This window comes from Klugiella xanthotipulae (assembly GCF_006716695.1).
Lineage (GTDB): Bacteria > Actinomycetota > Actinomycetes > Actinomycetales > Microbacteriaceae > Klugiella > Klugiella xanthotipulae.
On sequence record NZ_VFPN01000003.1, the window covers coordinates 53,161 to 65,570 of the forward strand.

General features: G+C 60.5%; 13 protein-coding genes and 1 pseudogene. 8 read left to right on the plus strand and 6 right to left on the minus strand.

The features are described from left to right. The first annotated feature begins 68 nt into the window (after positions 1–68). The 6 genes from coaD to mutM all read left to right on the plus strand — a co-directional run bounded on the left by coaD (position 69) and on the right by mutM (position 4,519). Positions 69–551 carry a pantetheine-phosphate adenylyltransferase gene (gene coaD, locus FB466_RS09630; protein ID WP_141918103.1) on the plus strand — a complete coding sequence of 161 codons (483 nt, stop codon included), beginning with the start codon at positions 69–71 and terminating at the stop codon, positions 549–551. Between the two features lie 95 nt (positions 552–646). Then, complete coding sequence (locus FB466_RS09635; RefSeq protein WP_141918106.1) at positions 647–1,984, plus strand: aspartate aminotransferase family protein; 1,338 nt, start codon at positions 647–649, stop codon at positions 1,982–1,984. Between the two features lie 67 nt (positions 1,985–2,051). After that, positions 2,052–2,594, plus strand: coding sequence for a YceD family protein (locus FB466_RS09640; RefSeq protein ID WP_246054616.1), 543 nt, complete (start codon positions 2,052–2,054; stop codon positions 2,592–2,594). A gap of 24 nt (positions 2,595–2,618) precedes the next feature. Beyond that, positions 2,619–2,822 (plus strand): 50S ribosomal protein L32, encoded by a 204-nt coding sequence (rpmF, locus tag FB466_RS09645; protein WP_141918110.1) that lies wholly within the window; start codon positions 2,619–2,621, stop codon positions 2,820–2,822. A gap of 76 nt (positions 2,823–2,898) precedes the next feature. Beyond that, positions 2,899–3,639 (plus strand): ribonuclease III, encoded by a 741-nt coding sequence (gene rnc, locus FB466_RS09650; protein ID WP_141918687.1) that lies wholly within the window; start codon positions 2,899–2,901, stop codon positions 3,637–3,639. After that, positions 3,632–4,519, plus strand: coding sequence for a bifunctional DNA-formamidopyrimidine glycosylase/DNA-(apurinic or apyrimidinic site) lyase (mutM, locus tag FB466_RS09655; RefSeq protein WP_141918114.1), 888 nt, complete (start codon positions 3,632–3,634; stop codon positions 4,517–4,519). Before rnc ends, mutM begins: the two co-directional genes overlap by 8 nt. Positions 4,520–4,541: 22 nt before the next feature. Here mutM and FB466_RS09660 read toward each other — a convergent pair whose 3' ends face one another. The 3 genes from FB466_RS09660 to FB466_RS09670 form a co-directional block, all read right to left on the minus strand. After that, on the minus strand, positions 4,542–5,714 hold the full coding sequence (locus tag FB466_RS09660) for a DUF6892 domain-containing protein (RefSeq protein WP_141918117.1): 1,173 nt from the start codon (positions 5,712–5,714) through the stop codon (positions 4,542–4,544). Positions 5,715–5,728: 14 nt separating this feature from the next. Then, positions 5,729–6,223, minus strand: a complete 495-nt coding sequence (locus FB466_RS09665; RefSeq protein WP_141918121.1) for a hypothetical protein — start codon at positions 6,221–6,223, stop codon at positions 5,729–5,731. A gap of 123 nt (positions 6,224–6,346) precedes the next feature. Next, entirely contained in the window at positions 6,347–6,703 is a 357-nt protein-coding gene (locus FB466_RS09670) for a hypothetical protein (protein ID WP_141918124.1), read from the minus strand. Between the two features lie 201 nt (positions 6,704–6,904). Here FB466_RS09670 and FB466_RS09675 point away from each other — a divergent pair. Continuing rightward, positions 6,905–7,039: pseudogene (locus FB466_RS09675) on the plus strand (zinc finger domain-containing protein); the annotation flags it as partial. On the opposite strand, the gene FB466_RS09680 reads toward FB466_RS09675, so the two are convergent. The 3 genes from FB466_RS09680 to FB466_RS09690 are packed head-to-tail and all read right to left on the minus strand — an operon-like array spanning position 6,990 to position 8,295. Beyond that, positions 6,990–7,472 carry a MarR family winged helix-turn-helix transcriptional regulator gene (locus FB466_RS09680; RefSeq protein WP_141918129.1) on the minus strand — a complete coding sequence of 161 codons (483 nt, stop codon included), beginning with the start codon at positions 7,470–7,472 and terminating at the stop codon, positions 6,990–6,992. The pseudogene FB466_RS09675 and the gene FB466_RS09680 overlap by 50 nt on opposite strands. Further along, the gene (locus FB466_RS09685) at positions 7,469–7,879 is read right to left on the minus strand and encodes an EVE domain-containing protein (RefSeq protein ID WP_141918133.1); all 411 of its coding nucleotides are present in this window, start codon (positions 7,877–7,879) and stop codon (positions 7,469–7,471) included. Before FB466_RS09685 ends, FB466_RS09680 begins: the two co-directional genes overlap by 4 nt. Beyond that, positions 7,876–8,295: an SRPBCC family protein gene (locus tag FB466_RS09690; protein WP_141918136.1), complete on the minus strand. Its 420-nt coding sequence runs from the start codon at positions 8,293–8,295 to the stop codon at positions 7,876–7,878. Before FB466_RS09690 ends, FB466_RS09685 begins: the two co-directional genes overlap by 4 nt. A gap of 455 nt (positions 8,296–8,750) precedes the next feature. Between FB466_RS09690 and smc the strand changes: the two genes are divergently transcribed. After that, a complete protein-coding gene (smc, locus tag FB466_RS09700) occupies positions 8,751–12,386 on the plus strand; it encodes a chromosome segregation protein SMC (protein ID WP_141918140.1) in 3,636 nt (1,211 codons plus the stop codon). The last annotated feature ends 24 nt before the right edge of the window (positions 12,387–12,410 follow it).

The window sequence follows — 12,410 nt, forward strand, 5'->3', positions numbered from 1 at the left end:
GCCCTGTTCAGCAGACTCGGAGGGTGCAGTGTCAGTTCTCCCCTGGCAAGCAGGATACGCTTAACGCTATGAGCAGGATCGCCGTTGTCCCAGGATCGTTTGACCCGGTCACCCTTGGCCACATTGATGTGATTGAGCGGGCGGCGAGAATCTTTGATCAGGTCCATGTCTTGGTGGTACACAACCCCGATAAAGAAGCCCTGCTACCCATCACTGCGAGGGTTTCTCTTCTGGAAAGCTCAATGCGCGATGCCCATCTCCCGGCCAATATTGTGGTCGCCTCGTGGACGGTGGGCCTTCTTGTTGATTACTGCACCGATGTGGGGGCCTCGGTGCTCGTCAAGGGTATCCGTTCGCAGGTCGATGTCGCCTACGAGACCCCGATGGCGATCATGAACCGCAGCCTGGCCGGGGTGGAGACGGTTTTCTTGCTTCCCGACCCAGCCCACGCGCATGTGTCGAGTTCTCTGGTACGTCAGGTGGCCGCTCTGGGCGGAGATGTTGGTCCCTACGTCCCCGATGCCGTCGCCCGGTTTCTGCACAGCAACTAGGCGACCAGATCGTGTGACGCACCCAGCCGGGATACACTCGGGGAGTGTGGGCTGCGCACGCCGTCCGCTTTGATCGTGGCGAAAGGCGGTCTTCGATGACCAGCAACACAGAGATCGCTCCGGACCAGCTGGCCTACAGCCTGGACCGCGAGTACGTTTTCCATTCCTGGTCGGCGCAGGCTAGCCTCACTCCCCGTGTGTTTGCGGGAGGTGAGGGCACGATCATCTGGGATCATGAGGGGCATCGCCTTCTCGATTTCTCTAGCCAACTGGTCAATACCAATATCGGCCACCAGCATCCGCGGGTTGTGGCAGCGATCAAAGAGCAGGCTGACCGGCTGACGACCGTCAACCCGGCGCACGCTCATCTGGCCCGCGGACGGGCAGCTCAGCGCATTATTGAGCTCGCCGGAGACGGTTACGAGAAAGTCTTTTTTACGAATGGCGGGGCGGATGCGGTGGAGAACGCCATCCGGATGGCCCGCCTCCATACGGGCCGCGACAAGGTGCTTTCAGCCTATCGCTCGTACCACGGTAATACGGGGGCAGCAATTGCGGCTACGGGAGACTGGCGTCGGGTCTCGAACGAGTACGCCCACGGTCACGTGCACTTTTTTGGGCCGTTCCTTTATCGCAGCGAGTTTTGGGCCGAAACGCCCGAGCAGGAGAGCGAACGCGCACTCCAGCATCTTGAACACGTTATCCGTGCCGAGGGCCCCGGGAGCATTGCAGCGCTGATTATGGAGACGATCCCGGGTAGTTCCGGTATCCTTCCGCCTCCGCCCGGCTATCTGGCGGGTTTGAGGGCTCTCTGCGACGCCCACGGCATTATGTTGATCTTCGATGAGGTGATGGCTGGCTTCGGCCGCACCGGTGACTGGTTTGCGCATCACAACTCTCAGCTCAACCCGACGGGGGTCCGGCCGGACCTCATTACATTTGCCAAGGGTGTGAACTCGGGCTACGTGCCACTTGGCGGCGTCATTATCCCTCCGGCGATCGCTCGTACCTTCGATGAACGTGTTTTCCCGGGTGGTCTTACCTACTCGGGACATCCGCTCGCGACGGCTGCAGCTGTGGCAACTCTCGACGTCATGGCCGAGGAGGGTATCGTCGAGAATGCCGCCCGTATCGGCCGCGATGTGCTCGGCCCGGCACTGCACGAGCTCGCGGCCGTGCACCCGATCATCGGTGAGGTACGCGGCGTTGGCGTTTTCTGGGCGCTAGAACTTGTTGCTGATCCCGTCACGCGGGAGCCGCTGTCTGCCGCGCGGATGGCCGCGCTGAAAGGTCTCCTGCTGGCACGGGGAATGCTTCCCTTCATCGCCGAGAATCGGATTCACGTGGTGCCTCCGTGCACGGTCTCCGATGCCGAGGTGCGCGAGGGGATCGCGCTGTATGATTCCGCGCTCAGCGACCTCATGGCGGGTTAGCCCGAGAGCTTGCTGGTGAGAATAGGCTCGGTCAGCAAGATGTCCGTGGGTCGGGTAAGGTATTGGGGTGCCAATCAGCCTGTATAGCGAGAACGTTCGCGACCTCATCCATCGTCCCGGTGAGATGCGGGAGCGAGACCGAGAGTTCGCCGTCCCCGAGGAGTTGGGGGCCGGTCTCTTGACCGTTAAAGCGGGAGAAAATTTGCGTCTTGACGTCCGGTTGGAATCTATTCACGAGGGAATTTTGGCCTCGGTGAGTGTGAAAACCGTGGCGCGAGGGATATGCGGTCGGTGCCTGAAAGACCTGAAGCAGGATGTCAAAGTCGAGTTTCAGGAACTTTTCGCGTACTCTTTAGACGAAGCATACGAATATGAGGTTCACGGTGACTACGTGGATCTTGAACCTCCGCTGAGGGATGCAGTGGTCTTGTCGCTGCCGTTCCAACCAGTGTGCCAGCCTGAATGCCTCGGCCTCGACCCTGTTACGGGGGAGGAGATTACCGAGGCATCTGGTGTGAGTGCCGAGCCGGATATTGATCCGCGCTGGGCCGCTCTTACCGAGTTGGCTGCTTCCACAGACCGTGGCGAAGACACCGAGTCAACGTCCTAACCGTACGAGAGAAAAGAGAAAGTCATGGCTGTTCCGAAGCGGAAGAAGTCTCGCGCCAACACCCACGCGCGTCGCTCGCAGTGGAAGGCTGAGGTTCCTAACCTGGTCAAGACTGTTGAAAACGGTAAGACCGTTTACAGCCTGCCTCACCGTGCCAAGGTAGTCGAGGATTCAGCTGGTACGCCGCTGTTCCTTGAGTACAAGGGCCGCAAGGTAGCCGACGTCTAAGCACGTGACGGATACTCAGGGGGTCCCAGATCCTTCTGCCGCGCCGGAGTCGTCCGTGTCTTCTCGAGTAGAGGACATGCACGGCTTTTTGGCACGCCTGGGAGTAGAGCTCCCTGACCTACTGATCACCCAGGCTCTGACCCACCGCTCGTTTTCCTACGAGAACGGCGGAGAGCCGCACAACGAGCGCCTGGAATTTCTGGGCGACTCGATCCTGGGCCAGGCTGTGACCGTTAAACTATTTCGGGATCATCCCGATTTGAGTGAGGGCACACTGGCCAAGCGGCGCTCGAGTCTTGTGAGCAGCGTGGCCCTGGCTGAGGTGGGCCGTCATATTGGGCTCGGGGTGCACCTGCGACTGGGTCGGGGTGAAGAGCTCACTGGCGGTCGCGAAAAAGATTCGATTCTGGCCGACACGGTGGAAGCCATCATCGGTGCCGTTTTTGTTGGACTCGGGCCGGAGGTGGCAAATACATTTGTACTCGACCTTGTCACGCCCCTCTTTGCCGACCCGGATCGGTTCGGTGCGGCTATGGACCCCAAGACGAGCCTGCAGGAGGCCGCCGCCGAGCGTGGTCTCAATCCACCGCAGTATTCTGTGACGGGTGAGGGTCCCGATCATGACCGGATTTTTACGGCCGTGGTTTCGGTGGGTTCCGTGAAGAAGGGTGACGCTGTCGGTGCCCGCCTGGTTGCCGGTGATCTCAACGTTCTGGTCTCCGGTCACGGTGTTGGGTCTAGCAAAAAGCAAGCCGAGATTGCGGCTGCCTTGGACGCCTGGACAGTACTCAATCGGGAAACCAGTGAGGGTGCCTGAACTTCCTGAGGTTGAGGTGGTGCGCTCCGGGCTCGACCCTGTCGTCTCCGGTGCCACCGTCCAGTCGGTTGAGGTGTTTGACCAGCGTTCTCTGAAGCGCCATCCCGTAGCGGCTGGACCCTTTGCGGAGGTTCTCGGGGGTCAGCGTTTCAGCGCTGCGGTGCGTCGGGGAAAGTTTCTCTGGCTCCTGATGTCTGAGGAGCGCGCCCTTCTGGTACACCTCGGCATGAGTGGTCAGGTGTTGTTGCGCACGGCTGACCAGCCCGATCCACGGCATTTGCGCATCCGGTGCCATCTGGAGCATCCGCAGCATGGCGAGGTGCGAATGGACTTTGTAGACCAGCGAGTCTTCGGCTCGATGGCTGTCGATACGCTCGTACCAACCCTGGACGGTGGCTCGGGCGGGTACGGCTCGCCGCTCGCCCTGATCCCCAGTCAGGCAGCGCACATTGCTCGCGACCCGGTTGACCCTGCCTTTGACGAACGAGAGTTTTTTCGGCGGCTGGCTGTGCGCCGCACCGGTGTGAAGCGGGCGCTGCTTGATCAGGGGATGATCAGCGGCATCGGTAATATCTACGCGGATGAGGCCCTCTGGATGTCTCGTACGCACGGTGAGTATCCCACCAACCTCATCTCTACCCGGCGTGCCCGCAGCATTGTTGCGGCCGTGAAAACGGTGCTGGCCAAAGCGCTTGTGGAGGGTGGAACCAGTTTTGACGCCCAATATGTCAACGTTAACGGCGAGTCGGGTTACTTCGCCCACTCGCTGAACGCTTACGGGCAGCAGGGTAAGCCGTGCTCGCGCTGCGGCACGCTAATCGTGCGCGAAACCTTCATGAACCGCGGGTCGCACTTTTGCCCGCGGTGCCAGCGGAAATGAGGGAGGCTGAGGGCGGTAGCTCTCAATCGAGCCCCAGACCTTGATGATGCTCGTCCTCATCCTCCACTTCAATTCCTCGTTTGATGAGGGTCGCCTGCGCGCGAGGGCCGAGTAAGCCACCGATGTCCTGAATCTTCCTCAGTCGAGTGAATGGTGCTAGGTCCTCGTTCTTCACGCTTTTGATATCAAAAACGTCGTCCTCGCCGTCCCAGTGCGGGATGAGCTGCCGGTAGATGTCGTTGCCCCCGTCGAGCACAAGCGTTTCGACGCGTTCGGCGAGCCTGACCGGAATTGATAGTTTTCGGAACCAGGTGCGCACCGAGGGGATGATCTCATCGCCAAGCTCGTAGGGGTCGAACGAGCGAGCGCCTTGATCTTGCGCGAAATCGTAGACGTCAAAACGTGGGCTGAGCGCATCCTGCTCGTACATAAGCTCCTGAATTACCGCGAGGCGGAAGGGGAATGATGCCAGTTCAAGTGAAGGCTCGCTCGGCGCGGGATGCTTCCATTTACCCGACGACTTCTTCACGATCTTTGGAGTGTTGTAGCTGATGCTCACCCAGGCAAAGGGATGCGGTGCGGCCCGAACGATGTCCGCCACTTCGTCGGTCTCAGCTTTGGCGCGTCGTTCGGAGGACTCCATTCTCTGAATTTCTCCGCATTCCGTCGCGTTCAGGAAGAATATTGCTCTCCAGTTCCCCGTATTAACGTTGAGGAAGAGGTATGCATTGCGCAATTCCTCAGCTGGGATCGCGTCAAGCGGTGCCCGCCCGTCAACCGTGAGGATTCCTGACAGAAGATGGGATGGTCGTTTGTGTGCGAACTGAGCCGGCACCGTCGCATCACCATCTGGGTCGTTCGCAAGAAGAATACGAAGCTCGACGGCCTCATCGTTGCCCTTAGTGAGCGCGAAAACTCCCGCTAAGTCCCAAGTCACTACCGTGTTGGCGATGATCCCATTCTTGTCTGGCATCGGATCATCGGGCGGCATTATCCGCGGCTGACCGAGTAACTCTGTGAGCGAGGAGATGGTTAGTGTTTCGAGCAAGGTGTCGTTAATCGTGACACCTGCGGCCGTGACATCAATTGAATGATTACGAATCTCTGAATCTGAGTCGGAGTTTGGTTCGGTGGTGAGGAGCGACCTATCTTGCGAAACGGCAGGTTTGGTGTGGGGTCTCTGGTTCAACGCCATGAGGCAAGATCGTATCAGAGCGGTTCGCCGACCTGGTTCGCCCTCGTTTGTAACCCACTCTGGGGTAAAGCTGGCGGACACACGGTTGACGGGTGTTCTGACGGCACAAATGGGCCGCGAATCAGTTCGTATGTGTCACCCTCACGAAAGAGTAGGGGTTCGAGACTGGCTGCGCCGTCTGTGTCCTCAGCACGGTGTCCGAAGTGATAGGCCACATGGATGAGCTGGCGAATCGGTTCATATACGATGTTCCAGGTTTCAGGGCAGACCTCGCCAAGCGGCAGAGCGCCGTCGCGTAACCTCTTTTGGTGACCGTAGACTGCGAGGAACGCGGCAGCATTGTTCAGCACATACGGGTATGCGTTGGGCCCGAGCGAGAGCTTGCCCTTCAACGGGTTCAGTGCGGCGCGGATAAATTCGTTGCGAGGGAGTTTGAGTGCGGAGATATTGAATCCGGCTGCTGCTGAGTCACGAACTGCTGCGGCTTGTTCGCGTGTCTGATTTGGCATTCCGCAATGCGAGCATTGCAGGTCTGACTGCCGTGAAGGTGAGTAATCGAGCCATTTTCTGCTCAAGGTGCCAACGCCGTCGGTGACATATTCTTGTTAAGCATGGTCAGAAAAACTTGTCTCTCAGCCCTCCTCAAGGGAGTAACGTCCCGACTGGTCGATAAAGAGCGCCGATTGACCGGGGCTGGCTGCGTTCAGGAAGTCTTTTACGAACGGGAAGTCGCTGATGAAGTGCTCAACCGACCAGACTTCGTGATTGTCTGAGTCGCTCATATACTCCTCTGATTCGAGGCCAACTACCGATTCGAGACGATCACCGTGAACTGTCACCCAGCGTGGCGGGTGCGCGGCATGCATTTTCGAGAGAAACACTGGGATGCGCGCGTGCGTCATCATCTCGACCTGTGTCGGCCGAGCGTAGCGCGGATCATGTCCAGACTCCGGTGTAGCCGGGTTCGGCTTACGTTTGAATAAACTCATTGTTCTCCTGCTGTGAACGTTTTAGCTCCATGCTACTTGGGTCAGCTCCCTGGAGATCGTTTGCAGAGTCGGGCCCCGGCTCGGGTAAAGGATTGCAGACGTGACCTACTCTTTACCGGCGGGTGGAGCCTTTCAGCGTGTATCTGGTTTTGACAGGATCCGACCGCTTTGGCAGATGAACGTCTGTGACTGTTGAAGATGGGGTATTTCAGTCATTCCCTTAACGTTTATGGGCGGCAGGGTGAGCCGTGCCCCCGATGTGGAGCGGTGGTCGTGCGCGAGAACTTCATGAACCGGGGCTTGCACTTCTGCCCGAGATGTCAGCGGCAGCGCTGAGCGCCGCGAGGCAGGCTGTGAAGGTTTGTGTTCTGTTTCCCAGGGGTGAGAAGTAGTCGCGATCTGCCTCTTCAACCGCGGTGTTGGCGCGGTTCACCAGGAGAACGCCCGCGGGAGTGATCATGAGGGTGCGCGCTCTGCCGTCCGTCGGGTGCGCGTGGCGTTCGATAAGACTTTTGTCCTCCAGCGCCCGGAGTACTTGCGAGGTCATCATGGGATCGGTCGCCGCACGCTCGGCGAGGTCGCGCTGCGTAACGGGGCTCGCGCTATCCATTGAGGCGAGTACCGCGAGGAGCACGAACTGCACATGGGTGAGGCCACAGGGCGCGAGCGTGGCACGGATCTCGCGCTGCCAGGAGTTCGTGACCCGCCACAGCATCAGCCCGGTGCTTGCCTGAGGGTCGGGGTACGAGGTATCGAGAGTGCCGGTCATACGCACATCGCCTCCGTGATGATCTGCACGTCGTGGGTGTCGAGCGGTATGAGTCCGTAGCGGAGTTGGTAGCCCCAATTCGGCTCTTGTGTCAGGTGGAGTCGAGGGCGTAGCGCGGCATGGGGAGCCGGTCGCGCGGAGAGGTAGTCGATGCGTCGTCGATAAGGCTTGAAGCTGCCCTCATCGGCCTGCCAGATGTCGTCGTCGGGGAATGAGCCGATCGCTGTGAAGCGCTGGTATGGCGCACGGTCGCCGCGATGTTCTGTCGGTGAGTAGTAGATGAGCGTGTCGTCGGCGTGCATGCGTGTGAGCGGGGCGCGTTTGCCGTGGTTGATTTGGGCGATGCCGAGTTCGATGCCACGGCGCACATGCGCCGCGGAGACGACGCCGAGCCAGCCGCGAGTCATGCTGCGTCCAGGTGATTGAGCAGCCCGGTCACGCTCGACTGTGCAGCGTTCCCCAAGCTTTTGCCAAGTATGCGGTGCCAGAGTGAAGCGAGGAATCCCTCGACGCTGACCGTGACCTCAACTGCCGCGCTCTCGGCCGCCGGGGTGACTCGGTGTTCGAAGATCAGCTTCGCGCCCGGCAGGGAAGAAGTGTTTGTGAAGACCCTGTCTGGCTCGAACGTTGTGATTGAGAATGTCGCAGCCGGGCCGGAGGCTGGGCGCATCCGTCCCCGTGCACCCAGCTTCGCGGGCCCCTCGAACCTGACCTCCCGCACTTCTGCATCCCAGGCTGGCCACCCCGCGGGGTCGGCCCAACGTGAGAACACGAGCTGGGCCCTATGGGCGGTGGGAGCAGAGTAGGAGTCGATGACCTTCATGGCCAATAGTATGCGCGCTTACGAATAGTTTGGCAAACGTGCGCTGCTACCAGGGAGAGATATCGGGGACGTCACGCGCACTCTGACTCAGAAAGGCCATCATTGGACCCCTTCGGATATCACCCCATATAACTGTTGAAGGCGGGGTATTTCAGTCGTTCCCTTAACGTTTATGGTCAACAGGGTAAACCGTGTGCGCGGTGTGGGATGCTCATCGTGCACGAGAGCTTCATGAACAGGGGAGCCCTTTCTGTCCGATGTGCCAACGGGTACGCTAAATCAGCGAGTCTCAGTCCGGGTCCCGGACGGAGCTGTCTCGACGAACTGCACCCACAGATCAAGGAGTTGCGAACGGTTTTATCCGGGGAACTGCCCGCGTGTGTTCCGGCATGATTCCGCGCATCCGGTAGCGTTAGCAGGACGATGTTTTGCAAGCAGGGGGAAGAGGCTGCCACGTGCATTTAAAGAGCCTGACACTCAAAGGTTTTAAGTCTTTTGCGCAGCCCACCACGTTTGTGTTTGAACCGGGCGTGACAGCCGTTGTGGGCCCCAATGGTTCGGGTAAGAGCAACGTGGTGGATGCGCTCGCCTGGGTGATGGGGGAGCAGGGGGCAAAAACTCTGCGCGGCGGCAAGATGGAGGATGTCATCTTCGCGGGTACGAGCACGCGCGGCCCGCTCGGTCGCGCCGAGGTGCAACTCACGATTGATAACTCCGATGGCGCGCTCTCCATCGACTACTCTGAGGTCACCATTAGCCGGACCCTGTTCCGTAACGGTGCGAGCGAATACGCTATCAACGGTGAAAATTGCCGACTTCTGGATGTGCAGGAGCTTTTGTCCGACTCCGGCCTGGGCCGCGAGATGCACGTGATCGTGGGCCAGGGGCAGCTGGATGCCGTCCTGCGGGCCACCCCCGAGGAGCGCCGCGGTTTTATTGAGGAGGCCGCGGGCATCCTCAAGCATCGCCGTCGCAAAGAGAAGACCCTTCGCAAACTTGATGCGATGGAGACGAACCTCACTCGACTCAACGATCTGGCCGGAGAGATCCGTCGCCAGCTCAAGCCTCTGGGACGACAAGCTGAGGTGGCCCGAGAAGCGCAGACTATCGCCGCGGATGTGCGGGATGCGAAGGCCCGTATCCTCGCTGATGATGTGGTCACTCTACGTACCGCTCTCGACGAGTACAATCGCAGCGAGTCCTCACGCCACAGCGAGCGTATCGTGCTTCAGGAACAGCTGGAACAAAAGCAGCTTCGTATTGCCCGTCTGGAGCATCAGCAGGTCAGCGATGTGGTAGACACCGCCCGCCAGACCACCTACAGTCTGGAGGCGGTTGAGGAGCGTTTGCGTGGCTTGTACACGCTCGCCAACCAGCGCCTTGCGCTGCTGGGCAGCCAAGCAGAGCACTCCGAACTCGCAAACCATGTGACACAGGCGGCGGTGAGTGAGGCCGAGCAGGATGTGGACGATCTGGCTGATGCACTTCCCGCTGCTGAGCTGTATTGGGAAGATGCCCAGGTTCGTACCGCGACAGCCCGAGAGGCGCTCGACGCGATTGATGAACACATCGCGGCGCAGAGTGCCCTTGTTTCGCGCCACGACTTGGAGATTTCGCAGCTGACGGGCCAGCGGGACACCGCCCAAACTCGCCTGGCCTCGGTGCGCGGGGAGGTGCTGCGCCAGCAAAACGCTCTTGATGCGGCTCTCGGTCGGCACGCGAAGGCGGCTCAGGACCACGAGATTTTTGCCGAGCAGGTGGATCAGAGCGAGCAGCACGACCACGATCTTGACGAGGCCTACGAGCAGGCACAGCTGACACTTGGCACTGCTGAAGTAGAGATTGACCGGCTGCGCGAGCTTCTGCATGGCCACGAGCGCGAGCGCGAGGCGTTATCGGCCCGGGTGAGCGCCCTGTCCTTGGCTCTCGATCGTAAAGACGCGAGCGCCGAGCTTCTGGCGACCCACCCCGCGGGGCTGCGGGGGCGGGTCGCCGATCAGGTGCAGGTTTTGCCGGGTTACGAGACGGCTATCGGTGCCGCGCTCGGCACCCTGGGTGAAGCGGTGTTGTCTGAGACCCATGATTCTGCTTTCGAGGCGGTGGGTCTGGCCACCCGTGAGGAACTCGGGCGAGTCGAGGTTGTCATTGCCTCTGCCCCACACACCACTCTCGATGTCTCTGACGTGCAGGATGTCGTGCCCGCGTTGTCGGTGGTGCAGGCTCCCAGTGGTGTCCTGGGAATCCTTGCGCACACCGTGATCGCGGATTCCCTGGACGCCGCGCGTCGGGTTGCCGCGGCAATTGTGCGCCGTTCCGACCTCGCTTTGGTCACGATCGTTACCAGAGCGGGCGAGGTACTTACGCAGCAGGTTCTCCGGGGCGGTTCCGGGAACGCGCCAAGTCGTATCGAGTTGACCGCCGACCGCGATGCGGCGGCCGAGCGGCTCGTATCGGTTGAGCAGCTGATTGAGTCGGCCCGTTACGAGCTAACAGAGCAGCGTGGCCTGGTGCAGGCGTCCAAGGATCAGGCAGCGCGCGCGCTCACCGAGCTCCGCCAGAACGACGCCGCGCAGGCAGCGATTACCGAAAAACTTAACCGCTTGCGCGTGCAGGCTGAAGCGGGGTATGCGGAGGCTGAGCGTGTGCGGCGAGGTTTGGACGAGGCTTCCGTCGCAGTTGCGGAGGCTGAGCATGCCTTTAGCGTCGCCGCCTCTGCCTTGGCTGAAGCCGAATCACGTCCGCGGCCCATCCTTGACGTGAGTGAGCGTGACTCGCTCGAATATGAGCTGGAGGAGGCCCGCCAGGTCGAGGTCGAGTCGCGCCTGATGCTGGAGACCGCGCGGGAGCGGGTGCGGGCCGCCCAGACCCGGCTCGACACGCTGCGTGCCCAGTGTGAGGCTGAGCGTCGTCAGGCCGAGGAGTCTGCCCGGCTTGCGGTGATCCGTGCGCGCCAGGTAGCGATTGCTCGTGAGGTGGCTGATGCCCTGCCCGATGTGCTCAACTCGGCAGCTCGTTCCGTCTCGCAGGCTCGGGTGGAGCAGGGCCGGGTGGAGCAGGAGTTGGCCGCACAAAACGAGGAGCTCACTCGTCTGCGTCGGGAGGAGAGCGAGTTGCGTGAGCGGTTGCGCCTCTTGACCGACGATGTGCACAGCTTGGAGTTACAGATTTACGAGAAGAAGCTGGGCCTGTCGAGCCTTCTCGAGCGGGCTGGCAGTGAATTGGGCTTAGTTGAGGACGTTCTCGTGGCGGAGTATGGCCCCGATCAGCCCATCCCGGTTAGTGCTGAGCCCGTGGCCGCGGAACCGATCTTTGACAGTAGTACCGGGTTCGCCGAGCTGCTTGATCCGGTTGAGGAGCCGGGGTCTGCAGCCGAATCGGTGGCTGACGAGCCCGGTGGTATCCCCTACGTGCGGGCGGAGCAGGAGAGACGTCTCCGCTCAGCGGAGCGTAAGTTGGCGCAGTTGGGTCGCGTGAATCCGCTGGCTTTAGAGGAGTTTTCGGCGTTGGAGCAGCGCCATAACTTCCTCACGGAGCAGCTCGCCGACCTCACAAAGACTCGGCAGGATCTCCTCACGATCATCGGCGAGCTGGATGAGAAGATGGAGGGCATCTTCGCTGACGCCTTCGCCGATACCCAGGCCGCGTTCAGCGTCGTTTTTCCGGTGCTCTTCCCGGGGGGCACTGGCAGTATCTTTCTGACGGATCCCGAAAACATGCTCACGACCGGCATTGACGTTTCGGTGCGTCCCGCTGGGAAAAAAATCGAACGTCTTTCGCTTCTCTCCGGTGGGGAGCGTTCGCTCGCGGCTGTTGCGCTGCTGATCGCGATTTTCAAGGCGCGCCCCAGCCCCTTCTACATCATGGACGAGGTGGAGGCTGCCCTCGACGATGCCAACCTCGGGCGGTTGCTTACGATTTTTCAGGATCTGCGTGAGCACTCTCAGCTGATCGTCATTACCCATCAGAAAAGAACTATGGAGATTGCGGATGCTCTCTACGGTGTTTCGATGCGTCAGGATGGTGTCTCAGCCGTCGTTGGGCAGCGGGTTTCGGAACCTGCTGATCGTGAATCTGTCAGCAATCCGGCCTAGGACCCACCGGATAGGATGGGGCGT

What these genes read in the sequence shown, in the direction of transcription:
- coaD (WP_141918103.1), top strand. Translation starts at nt 69, where the DNA reads ATGAGCAGGATCGCCGTTGTCCCAGGATCGTTTGACCCGGTCACCCTT.
- FB466_RS09635 (WP_141918106.1), top strand. Translation starts at nt 647, where the DNA reads ATGACCAGCAACACAGAGATCGCTCCGGACCAGCTGGCCTACAGCCTG.
- rpmF (WP_141918110.1), top strand. Translation starts at nt 2,619, where the DNA reads ATGGCTGTTCCGAAGCGGAAGAAGTCTCGCGCCAACACCCACGCGCGT.
- rnc (WP_141918687.1), top strand. Translation starts at nt 2,899, where the DNA reads ATGCACGGCTTTTTGGCACGCCTGGGAGTAGAGCTCCCTGACCTACTG.
- FB466_RS09660 (WP_141918117.1), bottom strand. Translation starts at nt 5,714, where the DNA reads ATGGCGTTGAACCAGAGACCCCACACCAAACCTGCCGTTTCGCAAGAT.
- FB466_RS09665 (WP_141918121.1), bottom strand. Translation starts at nt 6,223, where the DNA reads ATGCCAAATCAGACACGCGAACAAGCCGCAGCAGTTCGTGACTCAGCA.
- FB466_RS09670 (WP_141918124.1), bottom strand. Translation starts at nt 6,703, where the DNA reads ATGAGTTTATTCAAACGTAAGCCGAACCCGGCTACACCGGAGTCTGGA.
- FB466_RS09680 (WP_141918129.1), bottom strand. Translation starts at nt 7,472, where the DNA reads ATGACCGGCACTCTCGATACCTCGTACCCCGACCCTCAGGCAAGCACC.
- FB466_RS09685 (WP_141918133.1), bottom strand. Translation starts at nt 7,879, where the DNA reads ATGACTCGCGGCTGGCTCGGCGTCGTCTCCGCGGCGCATGTGCGCCGT.
- FB466_RS09690 (WP_141918136.1), bottom strand. Translation starts at nt 8,295, where the DNA reads ATGAAGGTCATCGACTCCTACTCTGCTCCCACCGCCCATAGGGCCCAG.